The sequence below is a fragment of the Streptomyces sp. NPDC060002 genome, from assembly GCF_042737245.1.
GTDB lineage: Bacteria > Actinomycetota > Actinomycetes > Streptomycetales > Streptomycetaceae > Streptomyces.
Genome location: NZ_JBHWUW010000026.1, coordinates 97,513 through 111,409, shown reverse-complemented (window position 1 = coordinate 111,409; position 13,897 = coordinate 97,513). Strand labels below are relative to the sequence as shown.

Below are 13,897 nucleotides of genomic sequence, written 5' to 3'. Positions count from 1 at the left end.
CGTCACGGGTGCCGCCCTCCAGCCGTGACCAGCGGTCAGAAGCTCCTGCGGGGGGCCGGCGGGAGCGCCGCGGGGATGTGGTGCATCGCGGTCGGCGCGGGCTGCTGGCCGAGCTGCCCGACCCGCTGCCACTGGGACTGCTGCCCCACCCGCGCGCTCTGTGCCCCCGCGCTGTACGCGCTGTAGGAGCTGCTGAACGACCCCGGGCGGGGTGCCGGGTAGGTGTTCGTGCTGTGCGGGATGTTTCCGAAGGCGGTGAACCCCAGTTCGTCCTCGCCGCTGCGGTCGCCCGGCAGCGAACGGAACGCCTTGACGTACTCGGCGTAGAGCGCGTCGTAGATCGGCGTGGCCGATGGGCAGCCCTGAGCGTCCTGAGCCGGTCGTGCGGACGGGATCGGCTGGAAGGACGGGCGGCGGGGAACGTCGTAGGTGTGCACGTATGTCCAAACGACGCGGCGCGGGAAGAGATGCGGTTCGACGGGCGTCGTCAGGGGGGCGCGGGGCTGCGTCCGTGGACGGCCTTCCCGCCGCCGTACGACCGCAGTCCCCGCCCGGTGGGCGAACTCAGGTGCCGGCGAGCGGAAGAGCCGCTCCGACCAGCTGCCCGTTGGCCGCGGCCTTGTCCAGCGCGCCCCGCAGCAGGTCCTCCCGGGGCTGACGCCCGATGGAGCCCACCGGCGCCGCGAACATCAGCACCTGCTGGTGCTTGTTGGCGGCGGCCCGCCATCCCTCCGTCACCTGCAACGGCTGGTGCGCCTGCCACCAGGCGACCGGCTGCCCGCCGTTCACCGAGGGCTGGAGCACCGCGTGCAGCTGGCCCATCGCGAGCAGCACGGACCAGCCGTGCTGCACCGGCGGCACCTCGGTCAGCTCGGACAGCGGCATGAAGCCCTGCTCGATGAGCAGCGGCAGGAAGTCGTCGCCGGCGCCGGTCGTGCCGGGCCGCACGATGGGTGCGGTCGGCTCGACGACCAGGGCCGGGTGCAACTCCCCGGCGATCAGGACGAGTCCGCTGGTGACGCCCAGCACCGCCTGCTCGGGTGCGACCTTGTCGGGGTCCAGATCGACGGTGTCGCCGCTGATGGAGCGGACCGCGCCCTGGAGCTGCTCCTCGGTGACCTGGACGACCTGTGAGGGCAGGCAGGTGGAGTGGGCGAAGGCGAGGACGGCGGTCTCGTCCCCGATGAAGAGGACGGTGCTGGTGCGCTCGTTCTCGGAGTCGCCCGGGGTGCGGCAGGACGTGCAGTCGTAACTGCCCGGGGCGTTGTCTCCGGCGAGCAGCCGGTCGGCTTCTTCGTCGCCGATCTCGGCGCGTACCTCGTCGCTGACGTCGAGCATGCGCGGCACGGGTGGCTCCCTCGGATGCGGTGCGTGGGCGAGGCGGGTGGCCCCCGGCTCGTGGTCCGGGTCGGTCCCCGGCTCATGAAGAAGACAACGGGCGATCTGTGGCCAGGGTCACGCTGGATGGCGAACGGAATCGAACCATCCTGCGCGTGCGGTCACGATGTGTGCCGAATTCGCCACACCTTGTCAAGTAACGGAGAGGTCACGGAAGTTGATCCGGTGAGCTGACTCACAGTCCGCTCGGGAGTGTGGTCGACAAATCCGGAAATGAGGGAACGAAGTAGGTGGCCGAAATTCGCCGCTACCTACGGTAACTGCCAACTGGCCTGGGACAACGGGGAGTTGGTTGATAACGACTCGTCAGCTGCCTAGATTGCTCCGCCGTGTGCAACGAGCACCGCTCGGGTACGTCCGCCGGCCGCGCAGAGCCAGACAGCGCGAAGCACCACCGCCGACGGACGGGGCCGGGCGTGACGACCGCGTCCCGCGCGGCCGACGCGCCCCGGCCAGGGGGAGCCCGGGTTCGTAGAGAGGGATCCACATGTCCGAATGTGCCGATATCCACACCCGCACCTCGTCGCGCAAGACGGCGGTCCTCGCCGGGGCGATCCTGCTCGCCCCCCTCGGACTGCTTTCCGCCACCGGTGACGCCGCGGCGGCCGACAGCGGGGTGTGGGACCGCATCGCCCAGTGCGAGAGCGGCGGCAACTGGTCGATCAACACCGGCAACGGCTACTACGGCGGGCTCCAGTTCTCCGCCGGTACCTGGCGCGCGTACGGCGGCACCGCCTACGCGTCGACCGCCGACAAGGCCGGCAAGGCACAGCAGATCTCCGTCGCCACCAAGGTGCAGAACGCCCAGGGGTGGGGCGCGTGGCCGACCTGCTCGGCGCGCGCCGGAGCGTCCGGCAGCGCACCGGGGGCCGGATCGTCCTCCGCCGAGTCGAGCTCCGCCAAGTCGGGCTCCTCGAAGTCCGGTTCGTCGAAGTCCGGCACCTCGAACTCCTCGAACTCCTCGAACTCCTCGAAGTCCGGCTCCTCACGGTCCGGCACCGGCTCTTCGCCGTCGGGTTCCTCGCATACCTCGCAGGCGCCGGAGCGCTCGACGGGCCAGACCTCGCGCGGCACGACCCGTGGTGACTACACCGTCCGGACGGGCGACACCCTCAGCACCATCGCGGCCCGCCACGGGCTGACCTGGCAGCGGGTCTACGCCGCCAACAAGGCCGTCGTCGGCGGCGACCCCGACCTGATCGTGCCCGGACAGCGCCTCACGCTCTGAGCCGTCCCCTCCGGGACACGGTGACCCCATCCGGCGGGACGGCCGGGTGGGGCCCGCCCACCTCGTGAGACACACTGGGCGCATGCTGGAGACCTCCGCCCGACTGCTGCGCCTGCTGTCCCTTCTCCAGGCCCACCGCGAGTGGTCCGGCGCCCAACTCGCCGACCGGCTGGGAGTCACCGCGCGCACCGTCCGCCGGGACGTGGACCGGCTGCGCGAGCTGGGCTACCCGGTCGACGCCAGCCCCGGCACCGGAGGCGGCTACCAGTTGGGCGCCGGCGCCGAGTTGCCGCCGCTGCTGCTGGACGACGACGAGGCCGTCGCCGTCGCGGTGGGGCTGCGGACGGCCGCGGGACAGGGCATCGAGGGCATCGGCGAGAGCTCCGTACGGGCCCTGGCGAAGCTGGAGCAGGTGCTGCCGAACCGGCTGCGACGCCGGGTGGGCGCCCTCAACGCCTTCACCGTGCCGATGCTGCGCGGCCCGCGGTCCTCCGCCGTCGACCCGGCCGTCCTCACCGAGCTCGCCCACCTCTGCCGGGACGCCGAACGCCTGCGCTTCGACTACCGGGGGCACGACGGCACGGTGACCCGCCGCACCGTCGAACCGCACCGCCTGGTGTGCACCGAGCACCGCTGGTACCTGGTCGCCCGGGACCTCGACCGCGCCGACTGGCGTACGTTCCGGGTGGACCGCCTCACGCCGAGGCCGCCGCACGGGCCGCGCTTCGAACCGCGCGACCCGCCAGCCGAGGACCTCGCCGCCTACGTCTCGCAAGGCGTCTCCACCCGCGCGTACGCCACCCGGGCCACCGTCCGGCTGTTCGTGCCCCTGGCCGAGGCCGCCGAACGGATCTCGCCCTCGGCCGGGACGCTGGAGCCCGACGGCGACGGGGCCTGTGTGCTGCGCACCGGGGCCGCGAGCCTCGACGTGATGGTGATCCACGTGATGATGGCGGGCTTCGAGTTCGAGGTGCTGGAGCCCGTGGAGCTGATCGAGGCGATCAGGACGGCCCGTGACCGGCTTGATGGCGCTCTGGCTCGGGCTGCGGGGTCCCGGCCGCGTACTGCGGATGGTGCAGGTCGAACGCCGGGGACTCCGAGCGGATCCTCGGCAGCGTCGTGAAGTTGTGCCGGGGCGGCGGGCAGGAGGTCGCCCACTCCAGGGAGCGGCCGAAGCCCCAGGGGTCGTCCACCTCGACCCTGGTGCCGTACCTGGCGGTCTTCCAGACGTTGTAGAGGAACGGCAGGGTGGAGAGGCCGAGCAGGAACGAGCCGATCGTCGAGACGGTGTTGAGCGCGGTGAACCCGTCGGCGGCGAGATAGTCGGCGTACCGGCGCGGCATGCCCTCGGCGCCCAGCCAGTGCTGCACCAGGAACGTGGTGTGGAAGCCGACGAACAGTGTCCAGAAGTGGATCTTGCCCAGCCGTTCGTCGAGCAGCCTTCCGGTGAACTTGGGCCACCAGAAGTGGAATCCGCCGAAGACCGCGAAGACGACCGTGCCGAAGACGACGTAGTGGAAGTGGGCGACCACGAAGTACGAGTCGGAGACGTGGAAGTCCATCGGCGGTGACGCCAGGATCACCCCGGTCAGGCCTCCGAACAGGAACGTGACCAGGAACCCCGTCGCCCACAGCATCGGGGTCTCGAAGGAGAGCGAACCCTTGATCATGGTCCCGGTCCAGTTGAAGAACTTCACACCCGTCGGGACCGCGATCAGGAAGCTCATGAAGGAGAAGAAGGGCAGCAGCACGGCGCCCGTGACGAACATGTGGTGCGCCCACACCACGATCGACAGCCCGGTGATCGCCATCGTCGCGCCGACCAGGGTGAGGTAGCCGAAGATCGGCTTCCGGCTGAAGACCGGGATGATCTCGCTGATGATCCCGAAGAACGGCAGCGCGATGATGTAGACCTCGGGATGCCCGAAGAACCAGAACAGGTGCTGCCACAGCAGCGCCCCGCCGTTGGCCGCCTCGAACACCGTCGAACCGAACCGCCGGTCCGCCTCCAGCACCAGCAGCGCGGCTGCCAGCACCGGGAACGCCATCAGGATCAGGATCGACGTGAAGAGCGTGTTCCAGGTGAAGATCGGCATCCGGAACATCGTCATGCCGGGCGCGCGCATCCCGATGATCGTGGTGATGAAGTTGACCGCGCCGAGGATCGTGCCGAAGCCGGCCAGCGCCAGGCCCATGATCCACAGGTCGGGGCCGATCCCCGGCGAGTACTGCCCGCTGTTCAGCGGCGCGTAGGCGAACCAGCCGAACGCCGCCGCGCCGTCCGGTGTCAGCAGCGAGCCCAGCACGGTCAGCCCGCCGAACAGGAACAGCCAGTACGAGAGCATGTTCAGCCGGGGGAAGGCCACGTCCGGGGCACCGATCTGGAGCGGCATCAGCTCGTTGGCGAAGCCCGCGAAGGACGGGGTCGCGAAGAGCAGCAGCATGATCGTGCCGTGCATCGTGAACAGCTGGTTGAACTGGTCGCTGTGCACGATCTGCAGCCCGGGCCGGGCGAGTTCGGCCCGCATCAGCAGCGCCATGATCCCGCCGACGAGGAAGAAGGAGAAGGACGTGATCAGGTAGAGGTGGCCGATCCTCTTGTGGTCGGTGGTGGTCAGCCAGTCGACGACCACCCGGCCACGGCCACCGTGCCTGGTGCTGCCCGCGGTCCGTGCCGCCGCCACGGTCTGGGTCCCCATCGCTCGCCCCTTCGCTCGCCCTGTCCCGGGCCCGCCGACGCCCCGGGTGCGTATGGAGGATGTGTGGGGGAGCCGTGTGTTTCCTATGAGCAGTCAGCTCCCGCGATCCGTACGGACAGCTCCCGCGATCCGTACGGAATCGGAATGCGAAGGGGTCGGTGGACGGTTCCCCGCGAACTTTCCGCCGGGCTATTCGGGGTGGTCGGGCGACACGCGGGAATTACGTTCGAATTCGCGCGGAAGGCGTACGGAACCGCTCGTACGTCTGAGCGTCCGCTGTGCCGCAGCTGATGTCATGGCGGCCGAAACGCATGTCGTGATCCTGTGACAGAAGTGTGACCGGAGTGATTCGAATCGCCGGTCCGGGGTTCCCGGGGCGGGGCTCGCCGCCTAGCGTGGCGGTATGGCACCGAATCCCACTCCGCCAGCGGAGCCCCAGGACAATCCGGACGGATACGTCGGCCTCGAGGCCGCGCGGGCCGAGCGGCTCGCGCGCGAACGGGGGTGGTCGACGGTGCGTGCGCTGGCGCCGGGGACGATCGTCACCATGGAGTACCGCTTCGGCCGGTTGAACTTCGAGGTGCGCGACGGACACGTGGCGCGCGCCTGGAAGGGCTGAGACGCCCGAGAAGGTCGAGGCGAGCACGGAGAAGGCCCCGGTTCCCGCCTTCGGGAACCGGGGCCTTCGGGTGCGGAACCGGGTGGTGCGTACCGGGGTCCCGCTGTTCGGGGAGGTCAGCCGCCGGTGAGCGGGCGGGCCGCGGAGGCCGCCGTGCCGCGCGGGAGGCGGTCGGCGTGCGGTGGGCGGCGGCTGCCGACCGGGGTGACCGGGGTGCGCTCCGAGCGGGTCGTGTGCGGGCCCGGCGCCAGATAGACGGGCGCGCGCGGCGACCGGGCCGGCTCGCGGGCCGCGGAGGCCTCCTCCTGAGCCGGGGCACCCGAGGTGAACGGCACGGGTACGGCGACGGGTGCGGCCGGAGCAGGAGCCGGGACCGGGGCCGGGATCGGGGCCGTACCGGCGCGGCGGTCGCGCCAGCGGTCGCGCAGGTCGAAGATCGCGACCTCGGCACGGGCGATCAGCGGCTCGCACCAGGGCAGCGCCAGCAGGATCAGCAGACCCGCGGCCCAGCCGAGCACCACGTCGCTGAGCCAGTGCGTGCCGAGGTAGACCGTGGCGAGGCCGACGCCGAGCGAGGTCACCGCGGAGAGCGCGGACAGCCAGCGGCGGGCTCTCGGGGTGGAGGCCAGATACGCCAGGATTCCCCAGGTCACGACCGCGTTGGCGGTATGACCGCTGGGAAATATATCGCCGCCCAGGCCCATCTCGTTCGAGCCGATGGTGGTCGCGTAGTGCGGTCCCAGCCGGCCCATGCCGAGCTTGGCGGCGCCGACGGTGATGTTGAGCAGCAGCAGTGAGGCGCCGAGCGTGAGCAGCGGGCGCAGGGTGTGCTGCCGCCAGGATCTCCAGCCGAGCCAGGCGGCGACCATCACGGCGGTCGGACCGCGCTGGCCGAGGACCACGTAGTAGTCGACGAACCAGTGGATGCCGGACCACTGCTGGTACGGCCGGAAGAACATGACCAGCCAGTCGAGGCGGACCAGCCACGAGGTGATCACGACGAGCCACACGATCGCCAGATAGAAGGCCAGGGTCGCCAGGGCCAGCGCGACCCGGTGCCTGCTCATCTTCGGCACATCGAGGTGGGCCGGCCGTTCCGGCTCCCGGTCGAGCCTGGCGAACACCCGGTCCAGACGGGTGAGGTTTTGTTCGGTACGCACCTAAACGACGTTACAGCGAGTGAGCTCGGGACCCGGCCGATTCCGCTGGTTTGTGATGACGATGTGATGTGGGATTGCTCTCAGAAGGGCAATTATTCCTGTGGAATCACTATTCGTCGAACAGTGTTCCCTTCAATTCCTTTGATCATTCCAGGAGATAGTTTTAGGGAACGTATAAGAGGGTTCACCGGAAAGGCGGATTCTCTTACGGAGGACCGCTGCCGTTCAGCCACCACGCGCCGTACACGGCCGATGCCGCCGCGAGGCACCCCACCACCAGCGCCGACCTGGACGTCCGCAGCCGGGCCAGGGCCAGGGCGAGCGGCAGCAGCAGCGGGAAGGCGGGCAGCAGCAGACGCGGCTTGGAACCGAAGTAGCTCGACGCGCACAGGGCGAGCGCGAGGACCGCACCCGCGTACACCAGCAGCGGAAGCGGCTGGCGCTGCCGCACGCAGACGACGTACAGCCACAGCAGCAGGGCGACGCCCACGATCAGCCCGACGCCGGCGAGGGCCGACGGGAATGACGTGAACTTGTCGGCGACGAAGCGGGCGAAGGCGTAGCCGCCGTCGAAGCCGTTGCGCCAGCCCGCCTGGACATCCAGGTAGCCGAGCGGGCCCTTGCCGGTGTGGTGGCCGACCCACAGGACGTATCCGGCGACGCCGAGGGGCGCGAGGAGCATGCCGAGGGCGCGCGGCGCGAGACGGGCGCCTGCCCTCCTGACCCCGCGCCGGGGAGGGGCGTCGGCGGTCGGGGCCGCCCGGTCGCGGACGAAGGACGCCACGGCTGCCGCCCATACCGCCGCGACCACCGCCAGCCCCACCGGACGGGTCAGACCGGCCAGCGAGGCGAGTGCTCCCGCGGTCACCCAGCGGCCGGTGAGCACCGCGTACAGCGACCATGCGGCCAGCGCCGTGAACAGTGACTCGCTGTACGCCATCGACTGCACGACTCCGACGGGGAGGACGGCCCACACCAGCACCGCGCACACCCCGGCCCGGCGCCCGTACACCTGGTCGGCGACCGCGAAGACGCCCCAGGCCGCGGCGAACGAGGCGAGCAGGGACACGACGAAACCGGCGTCGGCGTACGACAGCGGGGTCACCGCGTGCAGACACCCTTCCAGCCAGGGCAGCAGCGGGAAGAAGGCGAGGTTGGAGTGGATGTCGCCGTTCGGCAGACGCACCTCGTAGCCGTATCCCAGCTCGGCGACCCTGGTGTACCACAGAGCGTCCCAGCGGGCGGTCAGCAGCGTGTACGCGCTCTTGTCGCGGGCGGCGCTCCACAGCACCAGGGCGAGCAGACCGAGGGCACGCACGGCGGCGTACCCCAGGAGGGCGGGAGCCGCCCGGCGCAGGGTCACGGAGCCGGGGGGCGTCACGCGCGTCTCAAGATCGGTCACGGGCCCGATTATCGACGGCCCGCCCGGCGACCGGGTCCGCCGGGGCGGTCGGGGCGCCCCGGCAGGCGGCACAGGGCGGGGTACGGGGGGTGGCCCGGAAGTGACACGGGAGTGGCGTACGCCACATGGGTTGCCCATGAGTGGTGAGAGGTCCGCCACGTGGCCCTGGCGCGAACTCGCGTACGCTGCGTTCCACTCGTGTTCGTTTGCGCGGGCCGGAGACACCGCTCCTCTCCGGCCGAGCCGCGGGGAGTCCCCACCCCGTGAGCCCGCCGAACCGGGGGATCACCTGGGAGGTACGTACATGTCCGGGACGACCACGGCCGCCGCTGGGCTGCGCCGTCGGGCGGCCGGGGCCGGTGCCAACCGCTGGGTCGTCCTGGTGGTGCTGTGCGTCAGCCTGCTGCTGGTCGCCGTCGACGCGACCGTGCTGCATGTGGCTGTGCCCGCCGTCACCGAGGACCTGCGGCCCGGCGCGATCGAACTGCTCTGGATCGTCGACACATATCCGCTGGTCTGCGCCTCGCTGCTGATCCTGTTCGGCACGCTCGGCGACAAGGTGGGCCGCAGACGGATCCTGTTGCTCGGTTACGCCCTGTTCGGCGTCGCCTCCGCGCTGGCCGCGTTCGCGGGCAGCGCGCAGACCCTGATCCTGGCGCGGGCGCTGCTGGGCGTGGGCGGCGCGATGATCATGCCCGCGACGCTGTCGATCCTGCGGCAGGTGTTCCCGGAGCGACGTGAGCGGGCGCTCGCGATCGGCATCTGGAGCGCGGTGGCCGCGGTGGGCGCGGCGGTCGGCCCGCTCCTGGGCGGCTTTCTCCTCGAGCACTTCTGGTGGGGCTCGGTCTTCCTCGTCAACATCCCGCTGATGCTGGTCAGCCTGCCGGTGGGCCGGCTTCTGCTGCCCGAATCGCGGGGCAGGGTGGACGGCCCCTGGGACGTGGTCGGCGCGCTGATGGCGGCGGCCGGTCTGTTCGGTGTCGTGCTGGGCGTGAAGCGGCTGGGCGGCGGGGAACTCGGGCTGTTCACCGTGGTGCCGCTGACGGTGGGCGCCGTGCTGATCGTGCTGTTCGTCCGCCGTCAGAGGCGTCGCCTGCATCCGCTGGTGGACCTGCGGATGTTCGGACGGCCGGCGTTCAGCACGTCGGTCGGGTGCATCGTGCTGGCGATGCTGGCGCTGGTGGGCCTCGAACTGATCGCGGCGCAGTATCTGCAGCTGGTGCTGGGGCTGTCCCCCCTGGAGACGGGCCTGCGCCTGCTGCCCCTGACCTTCGCCGCGATGGCGGCAGGGCTGGCCGGGGCACGGCTGCTCCGGCGGTTCGGGCCGCGCCGGATGGTGTGCGGGGGGTTCGTCCTCACCGCGCTGGCGGTGCTGACACTCACCGCTATGGGTGAGTCGGACAACACGGGGCTGCTGCTGTCCGGGTTCCTGCTGCTGGGCTTCGGCCTGGAGACGACCTTGTTCGCGGCGTACGAGTCGATGCTGAGCGAGGCTCCGCCGGAGCAGGCGGGCGGGGCGGCGGCGATCGGTGAGACGTCGTACCAGCTGGGCGCGGGGATCGGGATCGCGCTGCTCGGAAGCGTGATGAACGCCGCGTACGCGCCCGGGCTGAAGTCCGTGCCGGGGGTGCCGGCGTCGGCGTCGGACGCGGCGGGGCATTCGCTGGGCGAGGCGTACGAGGTCGCCGGGCAGTTGGGCGGGCCGGTCGGGGTCGCGCTGCGGCGGGTCGCGAGGGACAGCTTCGTGCACGGGCTGCATGTCACGCTGCTGGTGAGTGCGGGGTTGTTGCTGCTGGGGGCGGTGGTGGCGTTGCGGTTGCCGCGGGTCATGCAGTGCGAGGTGCCTCCGGCGGGGGTGGAGCTTCCTTCGCCCCGGGAAGTCGTGGAGTCCCGCGTCTCCGCATGAGTCTCCCACCCACGCACCACCCGTTTGTTGCGATCGGCAGCGGTGAGCGTCCGCGGGGGGTACTTCGCCGTAGGCGGCTTGCGGTAGCGTCGGATGCGGTAGTTAGCGGTGCTAGTTTTACTGTGGCGGAGGGTTTGCCGATGTCTGCGTCCTCGAAGTTGCCCCCGTTCGACCCCGCCGATCCCCTCGGGATCGACGATCTGCTGGAGCCGGAGGATCTCGCGATCCGTGACACCGTGCGGAACTGGGCCGCGGACCGGGTGCTGCCCCGGGTCGCCGAGTGGTACGAGCGCGGGGAACTGCCGGAGATCCGGGAGCTGGCGCGCGAGCTCGGCGCCATCGGGGCGCTCGGGATGTCGCTGAGCGGCTACGGGTGCGCCGGCGCCAGCGCCGTGCAGTACGGCCTCGCCTGTCTCGAGCTCGAAGCCGCCGACTCCGGCATCCGGTCCCTCGTCTCCGTGCAGGGCTCCCTCGCCATGTACGCCCTGCACCGCTTCGGCAGCGAGGAGCAGAAGCGGACCTGGCTGCCGGGGATGGCCGCGGGCGAGATCATCGGGTGCTTCGGACTCACCGAACCCGATCACGGCTCCGACCCGGCCGGCATGCGGACGTACGCCGAGCGGGACGGCTCCGACTGGGTGCTCAACGGCCGCAAGATGTGGATCACCAACGGGTCCGTCGCCGGGGTGGCCGTCGTCTGGGCGCAGAGCGACGACGGGATCCGCGGTTTCGTGGTGCCCGCAGGCACTCCGGGGTTCTCGGCGCCCGAGATCAAGCACAAGTGGTCCCTGCGGGCCAGCGTGACCAGCGAGCTCGTGCTCGACGACGTGCGGTTGCCCGCCGACGCCGTCCTGCCGGAGGTCACCGGGCTGCGCGGACCGCTCAGCTGTCTGTCCCACGCGCGCTACGGCATCGTGTGGGGTGCGATGGGAGCGGCGCGCTCCTGCTTCGAGACCGCCGTCGAGTACGCGAAGACCCGCGAGCAGTTCGGGCGGCCCATCGGGGGGTTCCAGCTCACCCAGGCCAAGCTCGCCGACATGGCGGTCGAACTGCACAAGGGGATTCTGCTCGCCCATCATCTGGGGCGGCGCATGGACGCCGGCCGCCTGCGTCCCGAGCAGGTCAGCTTCGGCAAGCTCAACAACGTACGGGAAGCGATCGAGATCTGCCGGACCGCCCGCACCGTCCTCGGCGCCAACGGGATCTCGCTCGAATACCCCGTCATGCGGCACGCGACCAACCTCGAGTCGGTGCTCACCTACGAGGGCACCGTCGAGATGCATCAGCTCGTGCTGGGCAAGGCGCTCACCGGACTCGACGCCTTCCGCTGACCCGGCCCGGGGGCCGAGGCAGGGCCGGTGAGCGGCCCTGCCTCAGCTCTGGTTGAAGAAACCGTCCGTCCGGTGCGCGGACGGGTCTCCGTTCACGATCTCCGTGTTGGCGGGGCTCAGCAGGAACACCCGGGTGGACACCCGCTCGATCGAACCCCGCAGCCCGAAGATCAGCCCGGCCGCGAAGTCGACGACGCGCTTGGCGTCGCCGGCCTCCATGGCCGTGAGGTTCATGATGACCGGCACGCCCTCGCGGAACAGTTCACCGATCGCCCGTGCGTCCCGGAAGCTGTCCGGGGTGACGGTGCCGATCCGGCGGCCCTTCTCCTCGGCCGTGTCCGTCGCCACCTTCACACGGGGGTCGGTGACCCAGGCGTCTCCGGAGTCGGTCCCCTCGGAATAGTCGTCGTCGTAGTAACGCTCGTCGTCGTTGTCGTCGACGAGGCCAAGCCAGGCACTCGCCTTGCGCACCGATCCCATGGACGCCTCCTCTCACAGCGGTCTTTCTGCTTTCCGCATTCCCCATGGTCGTCCATGATGCGGATGTCGCGCCAAGTGGATAGACGCCGCGCGGGGGGTTTGTGACGGTACTGGTGCACAGCGAATCCGTCGAGAGCCCGCGTCTCCCAAGGGTCGTACCGCATACCGCTGCTGACTGTGAGTGAAATATGATTCTTCGTGGCGAACGAGTGACGCACGGGGCGTCCGGGTGAACCGAGTGCCCCCGATCCGGCATGACAATCGGTCGATAGCATTCCGCAGCTGAATGTCCCAAGGACGACGGGGGTTGTCGTGTTCGGAATCGTCAGGCCGTGCAGTCACCGGCTCGGAGAGGGTCTCAAGACCCAGTGGATGGCGCACCTGTGCGGGCTGTGTCTCGCGCTGCGCGGCGACCACGGGCAGTTCGCGCGGGTCGTCACCAACTACGACGGGCTGCTCATATCGGTTCTGACGGAGGCTCAGGCAGCCCGGGTCACGGCCGACGGATGGCGGCGGACGGCGGGACCGTGCCCGTTGCGCGGGATGCGGACCGCGTCCGTCGCGCAGGGCGAGGGCGCCCGGCTCGCGGCCGCCGTCTCGCTGGTGCTCGCCTCGGCCAAGGTGCGCGATCACGTCGCCGACGGGGACGGGCTGCTGGCGCGGCGGCCCGTCGCCGTCGCCGCGCGCCGGGTCGCCGCGAGCTGGGGCCGGGCCGGGGAACGCGGCGGGGCCGCCGTCGGATTCGACACCGCCGTCCTCGTCGACGCCGTGGACCGGCAGGTCGGCATCGAGGCCCTCGCCGGACCCGGCACCCCGCTGAGAGCCGTCACCGAGCCGACCGAGACCGCCACCGCCGCCGCCTTCGCGCACACCGCGGTCCTGGCGGGCCGGCCCGGCAACGCCGCTCCGCTCGCCGAGGCCGGCCGCCTCTTCGGACGGCTGGCACATCTGCTGGACGCGGTCGAGGACCGGGAGTCCGACGCGGCGGCCGGCGCCTGGAACCCGCTGACGGCCACCGGCACCCCGCTCGCCGAGGCCCGCCGGCTCGCCGACGACGCCCTGCACGGCATCCGGCTCGCGCTGCGTGATGTCGAGTTCGAGGACGGCAGGCTCGCGCATCTGCTGCTGGCGCACGAGCTGGAGCGGTCGGTCGACCGGGCGTTCGGGACCTCGTCGTGCGGACACGCGCATGCGCCGGAGGGCTCCGTCGGGCCGCCGACCGGCCCGTACGCCCCCCGGGGGCCGGTGGACCCCCACGCGCCCGGCAACCCCTACGGGGGCAACCCCTTCGGCGGTGAGCCGCCGCGGCCCGGGAAGCGGGGCTTCTGGGCCGGGTGCGCGGTCGCGCTCGGGCTGTGCTGCACCTGCAAGGCCTGCTGCGCCGACGAGTTCGAGGGGCCCTGGTCTCGGAAGAAGCGCGAGGGCTGGTGCAGCGACGGCTGCGACGGCTGTGATTGCTGCGACGGGTGCGGGTGCTGCGACTGCTGTGAGTGCTGCTCCTGCGACTGTTCCTGCTGACGCGGCGTCACCCTTTCGGCCTCCGGCGCCCTGTGCGGGGCGCGGCGGTGAGCGACGGGCATCCCCGGAACGTATCTCCGGTCGAGGACGCGGACTTCGTACGGCCGTCCATCGTCATCGGCGGTCGGCCGTTCGCGTGCCGGCAACCCGCGGAGC

The 13,897-nt window shown here is 71.0% G+C and carries 11 protein-coding genes and 1 pseudogene; 6 read left to right on the top strand and 6 right to left on the bottom strand.

What is annotated here, in order from left to right; all coding sequences use genetic code 11:
• Nucleotides 1-35: 35 nt before the first annotated feature.
• Together ACFWBD_RS23210 and ACFWBD_RS23205 are read right to left on the bottom strand one after the other, a co-directional pair.
• Nucleotides 36-437, bottom strand: coding sequence for a hypothetical protein (locus ACFWBD_RS23210; RefSeq protein ID WP_385669815.1), 402 nt, complete (start codon nucleotides 435-437; stop codon nucleotides 36-38).
• A gap of 127 nt (nucleotides 438-564) precedes the next feature.
• The gene (locus ACFWBD_RS23205) at nucleotides 565-1,347 is read right to left on the bottom strand and encodes a hypothetical protein (protein WP_351762857.1); all 783 of its coding nucleotides are present in this window, start codon (nucleotides 1,345-1,347) and stop codon (nucleotides 565-567) included.
• A gap of 538 nt (nucleotides 1,348-1,885) precedes the next feature.
• On the opposite strand from ACFWBD_RS23205, the gene ACFWBD_RS23200 reads away from it, so the two are divergent.
• On the top strand, nucleotides 1,886-2,626 hold the full coding sequence (locus ACFWBD_RS23200) for a transglycosylase family protein (protein WP_385669812.1): 741 nt from the start codon (nucleotides 1,886-1,888) through the stop codon (nucleotides 2,624-2,626).
• Nucleotides 2,627-2,708: 82 nt separating this feature from the next.
• Nucleotides 2,709-3,749 (top strand): helix-turn-helix transcriptional regulator, encoded by a 1,041-nt coding sequence (locus tag ACFWBD_RS23195; RefSeq protein ID WP_385669809.1) that lies wholly within the window; start codon nucleotides 2,709-2,711, stop codon nucleotides 3,747-3,749.
• 43 nt (nucleotides 3,750-3,792) lie between these two features.
• Here the strand turns inward: ACFWBD_RS23195 and ctaD are convergent.
• Nucleotides 3,793-5,325, bottom strand: a pseudogene (gene ctaD / locus ACFWBD_RS23190) (cytochrome c oxidase subunit I); the annotation flags it as partial.
• Between the two features lie 403 nt (nucleotides 5,326-5,728).
• Here ctaD and ACFWBD_RS23185 point away from each other — a divergent pair.
• Nucleotides 5,729-5,944: an I78 family peptidase inhibitor gene (locus ACFWBD_RS23185; RefSeq protein WP_351762849.1), complete on the top strand. Its 216-nt coding sequence runs from the start codon at nucleotides 5,729-5,731 to the stop codon at nucleotides 5,942-5,944.
• A gap of 116 nt (nucleotides 5,945-6,060) precedes the next feature.
• Here the strand turns inward: ACFWBD_RS23185 and ACFWBD_RS23180 are convergent, their stop codons facing one another.
• Together ACFWBD_RS23180 and ACFWBD_RS23175 are read right to left on the bottom strand one after the other, a co-directional pair.
• Nucleotides 6,061-7,104, bottom strand: a complete 1,044-nt coding sequence (locus ACFWBD_RS23180; protein ID WP_385669806.1) for a phosphatase PAP2 family protein — start codon at nucleotides 7,102-7,104, stop codon at nucleotides 6,061-6,063.
• Nucleotides 7,105-7,309: 205 nt separating this feature from the next.
• On the bottom strand, nucleotides 7,310-8,506 hold the full coding sequence (locus tag ACFWBD_RS23175; RefSeq protein ID WP_385669803.1) for a mannosyltransferase family protein: 1,197 nt from the start codon (nucleotides 8,504-8,506) through the stop codon (nucleotides 7,310-7,312).
• Between the two features lie 304 nt (nucleotides 8,507-8,810).
• On the opposite strand from ACFWBD_RS23175, the gene ACFWBD_RS23170 reads away from it, so the two are divergent.
• Both ACFWBD_RS23170 and ACFWBD_RS23165 read left to right on the top strand, forming a co-directional pair.
• Complete coding sequence (locus ACFWBD_RS23170; protein ID WP_385669800.1) at nucleotides 8,811-10,412, top strand: MFS transporter; 1,602 nt, start codon at nucleotides 8,811-8,813, stop codon at nucleotides 10,410-10,412.
• 140 nt (nucleotides 10,413-10,552) lie between these two features.
• Entirely contained in the window at nucleotides 10,553-11,743 is a 1,191-nt protein-coding gene (locus ACFWBD_RS23165) for an acyl-CoA dehydrogenase family protein (RefSeq protein WP_385669797.1), read from the top strand.
• 42 nt (nucleotides 11,744-11,785) lie between these two features.
• Here ACFWBD_RS23165 and ACFWBD_RS23160 read toward each other — a convergent pair whose 3' ends face one another.
• Nucleotides 11,786-12,223, bottom strand: coding sequence for a cell division protein SepF (locus ACFWBD_RS23160; protein ID WP_310435202.1), 438 nt, complete (start codon nucleotides 12,221-12,223; stop codon nucleotides 11,786-11,788).
• Between the two features lie 312 nt (nucleotides 12,224-12,535).
• On the opposite strand from ACFWBD_RS23160, the gene ACFWBD_RS23155 reads away from it, so the two are divergent.
• Nucleotides 12,536-13,741, top strand: a complete 1,206-nt coding sequence (locus ACFWBD_RS23155) for a DUF5685 family protein (protein ID WP_385669794.1) — start codon at nucleotides 12,536-12,538, stop codon at nucleotides 13,739-13,741.
• Nucleotides 13,742-13,897 lie beyond the last annotated feature (156 nt).